The organism is Clostridium sp., from assembly GCF_051656525.1.
Lineage (GTDB): Bacteria > Bacillota > Clostridia > Clostridiales > Clostridiaceae > Clostridium.
Map to the genome: position 1 here is coordinate 1 of NZ_JBOGCC010000156.1, position 11,050 is coordinate 11,050.

15 protein-coding genes are annotated in these 11,050 nt (G+C 27.7%); all 15 read right to left on the minus strand.

Features of this window, described 5'->3' with window-relative positions; translation table 11 throughout:
• Positions 1–181: hypothetical protein (locus tag ACRDDY_RS07895; protein WP_438564405.1), on the minus strand; the 181-nt coding region annotated here is incomplete at its 3' end.
• Between the two features lie 41 nt (positions 182–222).
• Positions 223–429, minus strand: coding sequence for a hypothetical protein (locus ACRDDY_RS07900; RefSeq protein ID WP_438564406.1), 207 nt, complete (start codon positions 427–429; stop codon positions 223–225).
• Between the two features lie 280 nt (positions 430–709).
• Positions 710–1,960 (minus strand): phosphoadenosine phosphosulfate reductase family protein, encoded by a 1,251-nt coding sequence (locus ACRDDY_RS07905; protein ID WP_438564407.1) that lies wholly within the window; start codon positions 1,958–1,960, stop codon positions 710–712.
• Between the two features lie 284 nt (positions 1,961–2,244).
• The gene (locus ACRDDY_RS07910; RefSeq protein WP_438564408.1) at positions 2,245–2,619 is read right to left on the minus strand and encodes a hypothetical protein; all 375 of its coding nucleotides are present in this window, start codon (positions 2,617–2,619) and stop codon (positions 2,245–2,247) included.
• On the minus strand, positions 2,606–2,773 hold the full coding sequence (locus ACRDDY_RS07915; protein ID WP_438564409.1) for a hypothetical protein: 168 nt from the start codon (positions 2,771–2,773) through the stop codon (positions 2,606–2,608). Before ACRDDY_RS07915 ends, ACRDDY_RS07910 begins: the two co-directional genes overlap by 14 nt.
• A 316-nt stretch (positions 2,774–3,089) precedes the next feature.
• Positions 3,090–3,473 (minus strand): hypothetical protein, encoded by a 384-nt coding sequence (locus tag ACRDDY_RS07920; protein WP_438564410.1) that lies wholly within the window; start codon positions 3,471–3,473, stop codon positions 3,090–3,092.
• 14 nt (positions 3,474–3,487) lie between these two features.
• On the minus strand, positions 3,488–3,727 hold the full coding sequence (locus ACRDDY_RS07925; protein ID WP_438564411.1) for a hypothetical protein: 240 nt from the start codon (positions 3,725–3,727) through the stop codon (positions 3,488–3,490).
• The gene (locus ACRDDY_RS07930; RefSeq protein WP_438564412.1) at positions 3,720–4,313 is read right to left on the minus strand and encodes a hypothetical protein; all 594 of its coding nucleotides are present in this window, start codon (positions 4,311–4,313) and stop codon (positions 3,720–3,722) included. Before ACRDDY_RS07930 ends, ACRDDY_RS07925 begins: the two co-directional genes overlap by 8 nt.
• Positions 4,314–4,345: 32 nt before the next feature.
• Positions 4,346–6,136, minus strand: coding sequence for an ATP-dependent helicase (locus ACRDDY_RS07935; protein WP_438564413.1), 1,791 nt, complete (start codon positions 6,134–6,136; stop codon positions 4,346–4,348).
• A 73-nt stretch (positions 6,137–6,209) separates the two neighbouring features.
• Complete coding sequence (locus ACRDDY_RS07940; RefSeq protein ID WP_438564414.1) at positions 6,210–6,794, minus strand: hypothetical protein; 585 nt, start codon at positions 6,792–6,794, stop codon at positions 6,210–6,212.
• Between the two features lie 26 nt (positions 6,795–6,820).
• Positions 6,821–8,014, minus strand: coding sequence for a ParB N-terminal domain-containing protein (locus ACRDDY_RS07945; RefSeq protein ID WP_438564415.1), 1,194 nt, complete (start codon positions 8,012–8,014; stop codon positions 6,821–6,823).
• Positions 8,015–8,056: 42 nt separating this feature from the next.
• A complete protein-coding gene (locus ACRDDY_RS07950; RefSeq protein WP_438564416.1) occupies positions 8,057–8,233 on the minus strand; it encodes a hypothetical protein in 177 nt (58 codons plus the stop codon).
• Positions 8,234–8,257: 24 nt separating this feature from the next.
• Entirely contained in the window at positions 8,258–8,581 is a 324-nt protein-coding gene (locus ACRDDY_RS07955) for a hypothetical protein (RefSeq protein WP_438564417.1), read from the minus strand.
• Positions 8,582–9,219: 638 nt separating this feature from the next.
• Positions 9,220–9,798 (minus strand): helix-turn-helix domain-containing protein, encoded by a 579-nt coding sequence (locus tag ACRDDY_RS07960; RefSeq protein WP_438564418.1) that lies wholly within the window; start codon positions 9,796–9,798, stop codon positions 9,220–9,222.
• Positions 9,799–10,095: 297 nt separating this feature from the next.
• The gene (locus tag ACRDDY_RS07965) at positions 10,096–10,335 is read right to left on the minus strand and encodes a hypothetical protein (protein ID WP_438564419.1); all 240 of its coding nucleotides are present in this window, start codon (positions 10,333–10,335) and stop codon (positions 10,096–10,098) included.
• Positions 10,336–11,050 lie beyond the last annotated feature (715 nt).

Consider the following 11,050-nt stretch of genomic DNA (forward strand, 5'->3'; position numbering starts at 1 on the left):
TTATATATTCGATAAGTTTAATCTTAGCATAATCACGATCTTCAGATATAACTTGTCTAGTTCTCTTCTTTAGATTTTTACGTCTAGTTTCATATGAATATGTAATCTCATACAAATATATAGCTGGTACAGAACCTAATAATGGTTTGTTATTAGATGATGATTTAAATTTTAATTCCATCAATTTCACCTCCTTTTATTTAATAATTATTTTAAATATTTTTAATCTTCAAACAAACCTCTTTCAATAGCTTCATCTTTTAATTGGCTATACAAATCTGTTAAGATATTTTCAGTTTCATTTTTCTCTAACTCTAACTCATATTTATCAATTACATTCTTAGTATCATCTATGTTTTGACAACCTAAATATTCGCATAGCGTTACTAATTCCTTGTCTGTTAAGTTTAAGTTGAATTTTTTGAACATTTATTTTCACCACCTTTTATTTGTATTATTACATAAACTCTTTACACCCACATTCACACTCCTTTGGAGCTTCCATAACTCTACCTAGCATCTTATATCTTGCGTTGCAATTTTTACATCTCCAAATTCTAGCTAATTTCTTTTCCATTTTTTTCACCCCCTATTAATCATTATCCTTGATATTATATTACTATATTTTCCAATCTATGTCAATATATTATTTTAAATTATTTTATTTATTTTAGAAAAGGAGTAAAACAAGAATTCCACTCCCTAACTTCTAAAATAAATCACAACCTCCACTCTTAAACTGTTTAATTCTTTCTTTTAAATCTTTTTGCTTAACACCAAAGTCAACAGATATACACTTCATGCATTTGAATTCCTGAATGTGTCTACCATAGTATTTCAATGATAGAGCTACATCATTCTTCTTTAGTTTCTTACCACAGCAAGTACACCTTTTGTTAAAGTATTTTCTAGCCAATTCTATATTTAATCCATACATAGTTGCAAACTCTTGAATAACTTCTTCAGTAGCTTCATCTCTAACGCCAGTCCCATTCCAGTTAAGATGATATTCCTTTAAAGTACAATTAAGTATAGGAGCTTTCTTATTATCTATAAAATCTTTTTCTAATATCTTATGCCATCTTTCATACATTTTAGGATACCAATATCTGTCTAATATCCATGTTGACTTAGTGTAAAAAGGGCAAGCAACAGCACATCCAACTCTACTATAACCACGTTTATACTTAAGATTAAGTGGAATACCTCTAAATAAAATATATAGCCATACATCAACCTCACTCCATTTTCTTATAGGTAATACGCCATTCCATTCTCTAGTACCCCATTTTAAGTTTTTCCACTCATCACCATAACTAGATCTAGTATTACTTTCCTCATTTCTCATACCCATAAAGAAAACATATTTACTCTCTTTAGGTAAATAATCAACCATAGAATTTTCTTTGAATATTTGACAGCAACTCCTGGAAGTACGATTGATGACAAAGTTATTTCTTTCTCTCCATTGATAAAAGCCTTCCTTTGGATTAATTATAGTTAAATTATTTTCTTTTTTAATATGCAAATATGTATCAGCACAATCTAAAGTAGTGTTATTAAATATCATTTGTGCTTCTGGATACACATGTTTAATTAAATATGAAGTTACACTACTATCTTTTCCTCCCGAAGTTAAGCAAGCAATTTCTCTTCCCTTATATTTTTCTAAAGATGCTTTTATTAAATCTAAACTTTCTTTTTCTATTTGTAAAAGCCTATTTTTATTTCTCTCTACTGTATCTTTCCAAGGTTCTATTTCAAAATCCTTTAATGGATAATACTTAAATGTCACCTCTAAATTATCATCTGTATAAATTCTAACTACCTTATGTATATCCCCTTGCTTATCGTAAGCTTTTATTATCTGTCTGTCTAACCAATAATAACCTTCTTTTAAATCTATATTTAATCCTTTATCTTTTAAAAATCCTATATATTCCTTGTATACTAAATTCAATTCCTTCACCTTACTAAATTCATTTACGAATCTAATAAGGTAATATCTAATGACCTAAATCATTCTCTTTTATGCCATGCTATGTTTGATGAATCCATAACAGAAGCCTAGTATGATATTTTACATCTTCACATTGCTTACGGTGTACGTCCTAGTAAGTTATCAACTCTATTGACTATCGAAGCCTCAACACCTTAATAACCCTGCTTACAGGGATTGAAGAAATTGAAATTCTATTTTATTGTTTTTAATTATTTTATTTATCATCTCTATTTACTCATCCACTATCTCCTTTTAATAATATTGTTAATACCTACACAGCCCCTAATATAATCACTTAACTCTAATAAACAATCATCGCACATTCTTACAATTATATTTGATAATCCCGTTTTTATATTAAGATTTTTAATTTTATAACTTATCTCATTCTCACATACAGGACATTCCCTAATACTCCAAGTTTCTTCATCGCTAATTTTAAATTTTTCATTATGTTGTTTATGTATAGAACTTTCTTTTTTAACAGACTGTGTAACATCAAATGCTATGCACCTATTAAATTTTTCTTCCCATTTATTAGTTTCATATTCTGAACACCAACCATTAACGTTACCCTCGCATTCTTTACATACTGCTTTTACTTTACTTTTGCTCATTTAAATTTTCCTCCCTCACTCTTCTATATATCCCTTCACCACAAACTTCACATTCCCAATGATGACATTTTCCTAATTTAGTAACATTATTAATATCAACTATCCCTTTATAATCCATCTCATTTCCACATATCCAACAATTTATATTTTCCATACCTCTCACCTCTATTCATTTTGTTTTGCAAGATATCCGCTAATTATCCCTAAAACATATCCTATAAGCAACATTAGTAATAACATTTTGCTATAATTATCCATTTATTCTCCTCCTTATGTCTTTTCCTGTTTCATATAAACAGTACAATATTATATTTGCAAATGCCAATATTAAACTTATAATAGCCAATTTATAATATTCTAGTATTAGCAAAACTACGTATCCTATGAAAGCTATTAATGTTGGTAAAAATCCTTTTATATAACATAATCCTGATGATATATTTTTAATTATTTCTTTAATTATTTTCTCCTTACCACCACATGAAATGAATTATCTCTTTCCATATATCTAATACTTCATTTTTCTCATCAGCTAATAACTCAATTCCCTGATATGTTATTATTGTTTTACATAATTCCAACATCCTATCAATGCACTCTCTTTGTGTTAATTCTTTTTCATTTACTACAAATTTATGAAAGTCTAAATCTATAAAATCTATTTCTTTAAACATCATTAAACGTTCATATAGCCAACAAAAGAATGTTGCATCTAACGACCATGTTTCTCTATTATCAAATCCATATATTCTTCTTTCTTCTCTCCATTTACTAGATCTTCCATCTTCTTCTCCACAGTATCCATATGGTGTTTTTTCTAAGTCTATAATTTCTTTAATATATTTATGTGACATAACTCTATTCCTCCCTATCTATAAAATACAATATTTAAACATTCTTGTACTGTATCCATTTCTTTCTTAATCAATTTAAATTCTTCTGATTTTATAATCTCATTTATTTTATTATTTAGCTCTTTTCTTTCCTGTGATTTCTTAGGTAGTAATTTAGCTTGTTCTCTTAGTTCAGCTACTCCAAACTCATCTAATTTATCTTGTAGTTTAACTATTTTATCTGATAACGTGTAAAATGCTTTTGTGTTATCCATTCAACTCATCCTCCAATTCTAACCCTTCTAATACTTCATATAATTTAGCTACCTGTGGACTTCTCCATGCGGTCATAGCATATGTGTAAACTTTGTCATTGTAATGGTGACTATTACTTTCTAAATGCTCTCTAGCCTCTCTTAACGTTAAAAACATAGTATTTTCTTTAATTACATGATTAGTCCTATAATATCCTATACTGATGTAATCTTTATCTTCAAAGAAATTTTTTAAATCCTCGACATCATAAATAAAATATTCTTCATCATATATTGTAAATTCAAGATAGCCTTTATTTAGTTCTTCCTCATTCCATTCAATGTCACTATATTCTTCATTAACATAATCTATAAACCATTTATTAAACTCTTCTGACTCAAAGTTTCCTTCAAATAAACTTTCACATGAACCACTATCATAAATAAATATTCCTTCTACATTTTCTTCTACCCAGTATTCCTTTTCAGGTTGCTTTACTACCCAAAATCTAGGACTAGCTTGTCCTACATGGTCTTGAGTAATCATTTCATGTTGTAGTTCTTTAAGGAATTTAAAGTCCTCATCTGATATATTTATATTTTTCATATACTCTCACCTCTCTTTATTTATTATTTATTTTAAATTATTTCACCTAGATACTCATCTATAAATTTATTTCCTTGATAAATCTGACTTATAACTAATTCCTCTCTTGCTCTAGTAACTCCTACATAAAATAATCTAGCTTCGTCAATTTCTGGTGAATTTACGTGAGGGAATTTTCCATCTTGAACGCCTATAACATAAGTCTTTTTGAATTCAAGTCCTTTACTTTTATGTATTGTCATTAATTGAATATCTTTATCAGAACTCTTTCTTTCACTCTTATTACTCATATATACAAATTTAAGCAAACTCTCAACTGTATTATCTCTAATAAATTTCTTAAATGACTCTATTGATGCAACTCTTTCCTCTAATTCTTCTCCATCATATTTATCTTCCATATATTCTTCTAATCTTAATAGTGAAATTATATTATCAACTATGTGTCTTAGTGGCGTTCTTCTCTTGTTTTGTAACACTAAACTTAGCACTATTTTTCTAAATTCATCTAAGTTTCTTCTTTCCCAAAATTTATTAGTTTTAGATACTTCACTAGCTTCAAATAATGAAATGTTTTTTCTTGCAGCTAAATCTACTATGTTTTCATATACCTTATTGCTTATAAAAGTGAAAGGATGACATCTAAATCTAAATATTTCTTCAAATGCTCCATCATCATCTGGGTTATCAATAAGTCTTAACATACATACTAATAAATTAATCTCTCTTCTCTTAAAGAATGAGTTTTTAGCACTTGTTTGATATGATATATTATTTCTTTTTAATTCTGCTTCTACCTCAAATGAGTTTTGATTCATTCTATACAAAACCGCTATGTCATTAGGCTTAATCCCATTTTTTAAGTCATTCATTATTTGACCAACTACACTTTTAGCTTCTTCATTTTTATCTATAAAATCTATTATTTCAATTTTACCCTTATCCTTACTATTAGCTTTTGAATCTGAATAGAAGTTATAATTTCCATAGTAATTCTCTATAAATTTATTAGCACCTTCAACTATACCTTCACTAGATCTATAATTTACATCTAAGTTAATAACTTTTGCATTAGGATACTTGTCTTTAAAATTCATACAATATTCTGGATTTCCACCTCTAAATGTATAGATAGCTTGTCTATAATCAAATACACAAAATACATTTCCATTAGGACATAATAAGTCTATTAATTCATTCTGAATAAGGTTGGAGTCTTGATGCTCATCTACAAGTATGTAATCACAAACATATTCATTTTCTTTAGGTTTCTTTCTTAGAATATCCCTAGCAATTAATAGCCAATCATCAAAATCTTTAGCACCTAGTCTATCTTTTAAATCTTCATACGCCTTGTAAAATTCTCTTAATTCTTCTTCCTCATAATCAGATGATTTAGCTTTAAAATCTCCATCTACTCCAATACCATAATTCTTTTGATAACCTATGAAACTCATAATATCATTCATTTTTGGTTTTTCTATTATCTTTTTAAATTCATTTTCCACTTCATAAGGTTTAATCATCTTATTAGTTGAAATTCCTTCACTTAATAAAATTCTTCTACATATCGAGTGGAATGTTCCTACAACCACATTGTTTAAATTTAATTTAGCTAATTTTTTCTTTAAGTCTTGTGAAGAGTTATCTGTGAATGTTATTGCTGTTATAAGGTCTTCTGGCACTCCTTCATCAACTAATTTATTAATTCTATTAACTAACACTGTACTCTTTCCAGAACCCGCTCCAGCAATCACTGCACAAGCCCCTTCATTATGACTTATTGCCTCTAATTGTTCTTTGTTAAATTTTATTTTACTCATTTCTCTTCTACCTCTTTATGTTTTATTTTGTGGAAGGATTTATACCTCCCTATGTATTATTGTTTATTTTTAATTATTTTGTTATATCTTCCATATAATTATTATAGGCATCAACTTGAGCTTGTGTTATGTTGGTTTTCTTTTCATTATCTAATTTATTTATCTCAGTAAGTATTTCTCCTAATATTTTAGTTTTTAATTTAGATGTTGCTTTCCATCTGTTTATATATAATATTGCCTCCTGTAAATCTGACTTCTTCAAGTCTTTAATTGACATCATTTTAACGCCATCTCTTCCAAAATGTTTCTTTACACTACTAATAAGGTTTGCCTTAAACTTTCCAAAGAAAAGAATATATCTATCACTTCCAATAGCTCCAGTTTCTGCAAAACATTTCTTCCTCATCAATTCGTCTAATTTAGATAAATCAAATCTGTCTATTGCCGTCATATCGAGAACTTTATTTATTTCTCCCACTTCACTTCCAATTTTACCTATCTCACCATCGGTCTTTATAACCATTCCCATTAATTCTTCTATAATTGATGTAAGGCTATCCATATCTTCTTTATCTTTTGCTAGTCTATTCTTGTTGAACTCAGCAAACTTTAACATTAACTCATTTCCATTATTATTTATCATTAAATTATTTTCCATATTAATCATCCTCTCATTCTTTCTTATTAATTTATTTCAAATTCTGTATCGATTATTATATTTGCATTATTTGTATCTACTATGTTTTCAGTAGCTTTAAGTATTCTATTAGCCCATTTATGTATTGCTTTTACACCTTTTAACCATTCATTTCTAGTAGCATTGGGTATTTCATTGAATGTTTCGGCTAAGTAATCGTATTTAGCCATATCTTCTAAAAATTCCATCATTTTCTTTTTATTTTCACTAGTCGTTGAAATTAATTCTAAATTTGTACTTTCCCCAGTAAATCTCGCAACCAACTTTTTCTTTTCATTAAGTTCTTTCTTAATTTCTTCTATACTTTGTATTTCCTTATCCTTGTTTTCTATAAGTGATTTTAAATTAACTATCTCTCTTTTTAGATCTTTTTCATTACTTTTATCTACTTTGTTTTTTAAATCTAAGCACTTCATTTGAAGTTCTCTTTTTTCTTCTTTAAGTTTATTTAATTCTGTATAATCAGTTCTATCTACTGTTTCAGTTACTACTCTTGGGGGTTTGGATTTTTCCTCCCTTAAAGCTTGTTCAAGTTTTTGTATTTTATCTATGTACTCTTTGGTATCTTTAGCTTTCATTTCTTTAATTTTATCCTTGCCTAATTCCTCAATTAGCTTGGACTGTTCTTCATTAGGTAGCTTACTCCATACATTTAACGCTGTTGTGTATTTTACTGTTCCATCTGATATTAATTCTTGTAGGTCTGGAGATAAGGAGTTTAGTTTTTTAAGTCTTTGCAAAGTCCTTACATCTACTCCTAATTCTTTTGCCATATCTTCTTGAGAAAATGCGACAATTTGTCGTGATTTAGATGGTCTTCCTTGCTTTACTCCTACTAATTTTTCATACTGCTTAAATACTCTTCCTTGCTTAACTGGATCATTCTTTAATCTACCAAAATTAGTAGCTAATAACTTCTTTAACTTTTCATCCTCATCTAGTAGTTCCTCTTTAATAATTACAGGTACTAAATTTATATTTAAATCTTTGGCTGCTTGGTATCTTTGATGACCACTTATAATAGTCATATCAGGACTTACTATTAGTGGCGTTAAAATTCCATCCTCCTCTATTGAATTTTTAAACTTCTCATATTGTTCACCTTGAATATCATCAAAAAACTCTGTATTTCTTGGATGAACTTTTAGTATATCTACTGATAATTTAGTTATTTGTTCCATAAACCTCATTCTCCTTTTTATTTATTTTAAATTATTTCCCAATTATTTAACCATATGTAATAGCATAAAACCAATTTCTCTAATTTTATCAATTATCTTACCTTTACTCTTGTATCTATATTCACTTCCACAATTATCACAAATTATAACCTTATCTTCTGAAACCATCAACCTACCATTAACTTTAGTATTAACTTGTATTACTCCCACTCTAAACATCTCTATCACCTCATTTATTATAAATTATTGTGTATAATCATCAGAAAACTCTACATTGTTGAAATGCACTTTTAGATAATTGAAAACTCTTTTCTTTAATTTGGACAGCTCTTTCCTATGCTTGTCTGTTTCAATTTGAAAATCTCCTACGCTCTCTACACTATAACAACTAACCACATCATCATACTCCCCGTTTACATAGATACTAACCTCAAGATCTGTTATTATGGCTTTATCATCCGAACTGGTATAACAAGCCACTTTAAGTTCTATGTCTTGCCAAGTTATTCTTTTTAGAATTTCTTTTTTAAGTTCCACATTATTTTTGATATATTTAATTATTTCCATTTTCTTTCTCTCCTTTTTAGTTATTTACTATACCCTAATTATAATTCCATATTTTACTAAAGTCAAGTATTTATTTTAAATTATTTTATTTTATTTTGATTTTTAAAAACTTATTTGAACTATATTCCAAAATTGAAAATTGAACAAGAATTAAAAGTCTTACAAACGTGATTAAATGGTAATATATTTTTAATTCTATTTAAAGTTAGATGTTTAATGATAAAATATTCATATCAACTAAAATAATCCAATAGAAATTGATTTACTATACCAAACTTCGTTGAGGGTTGTTTTTATATTTTTTTGCTTATTGATATTTTCTGCTACACCTTTATCTCTTTTTATGATGTCGAATTATAAACTTTTTTGTATTATTGAATTTTAAGCTATTTTTACTCAATTTCACCCCTTACAAATGGCTTAAAACCACCTAGGTGAATGAAAGGGTTAAAAATTTGCCGTTGATGTTACATGAACAGCAAAAAAAGCGCCTTTTCGTTCACCTTATAGATATAAGACTTATAGATATAAAACTTAGATATTACGATTGCGTTCACTTCATTCCCTCCAATCGTCAGTTCGCTACGCTTGTTTTCTTTGTTTATTTCTCTCTCTTTTGTTTGTGCCTACAGCTTACTTTACTCTTTGCCTATGTAATGCTTACTTCTCTTGTCAGTTATATATCTCACTTTGTATCTGTTATTGTATCTTGCAAATGTTGGGTTATCTTTGTCATCATATACGTTCATTACATCGCTTACCTGCTTAGTTATTAAGTTTGATTGTTCCAGCTTGTCTATGTAGTTAATTACACTTCTCTTATCAATTCCTAGTGCATAAGCTAAGTATTCATGTGAAGGATTAGCATATCCTTTGTTGGTGTTATGTAGTTTGGTTAGTAGCATTAATAAAACTAATCCTATAGCTCCTATGGCGTTAATGCTATCCTGTATAAGTTCCAATGGAATCTTTTCGTATATTTTTATCTCTGGAACAGTTATTGTAATTATGTCATTAAGCTTAAATTGATCACCATCATAGGCTATTAGATTATATTGTTTTAGTTTTTGTAGCTTATCTAATATTGCTTTTGGTTTAGTAAATCCTCTAATAGATATTTCTGTCTTTAGTTGTTTAAGTGTAACTGTAATTCCTCTGTTATAATTAATTTTACTTAGCAAATGAATATATAAATATATAGTTTCACTCCCTAGCATAGCTGCTAATGTTATTCCATCTTTTTCTTGAAATAAATTATTATTGCTTTGTATGTATCGTATTTATCTCACCTCCTATGTCACTTCTAAAGCCTACAATCAATTTTAAGGTGCTTCAAACTCCTTTAAGGTCTTATGAGTTGCCTAAAGTCTAAAATCGCTCTATGACTCTCTGTTTAAGTTGTGTATATTTATTATTTATTTATATTCTAATTTATTCCATTTCATATGTCAATTATTTATTTTAAATTATTTTAACAAGATAAAGGTGCAAGATTTCTCCTACACCTCTAAGTATTATTTCATTTCTGATATAAATTCTATAATGTTTGAAATCATCGAATTTCTAATTTCTATTAAATAATCTTCATCTTTCTCATTTAACTCCTGTTCAATTTGATTATCAATTCTTAAACTGTCTAGCACCTCATCAATGCTGTTGTCAACTAATTCACCTAGCTCATCCTCTATTATATCCAATAGTTGCTCTTTAATCTCTTCCATTCCTACTAATTCTTTTACTTTGCTATTTTTCATTTTATATTACCTCGCTTTTAATTATTTTAAATTATTTTGTTTTATGGTTTATTATATGCAGGATTTCATAGAATGTTTCCTAATTTCATAAATTTATTTTTTTATTTCCCAAGTTTTTTTATAAAATGATATTTTATGATATTGTATTCTAATTCAAAAATATGAAAAGATAATGTATTCTAATTTTAAAATATACCTTGGCATTGAGTCTTAAAACATCTTCAATATAGGGTTTTACTGTATTTGTAGTGATATTCGGATTAAATAAGGTATGTTGCAATATCTATATTACTAATGTATATGAGTTCAAAAATATCGTATAGATGTGAGTATGCCTTACCATTTATATAAGCTTATCCATTGATATTACTAGGTTTGTGATGATGTTTAAAGAGATACATATGTTGGCATTGAATTCTAAAAGATAATGTATTTGAGTTCAAAAAAGGACAAATAAGAGACCTAAAAATGATGTTTTGGATAAAATAGTGACCTTTTGAAGATAAAAATAAAACTAAGTAATATAATACTTGTATTGATTTGATAACCTTAAAGCATTGATATGACTTAGTTTGAGAAGTGTTTGTATTAAATTTTACTAATGTATATGAGTTTAAAAATACCCAAAAGATAATGTATTCTAGTTTAAAAATGAATGATTCTATGTTGTAATCTAGTTCTAAAAAGTGCATATTGGCATTGAATTTTAAAATTA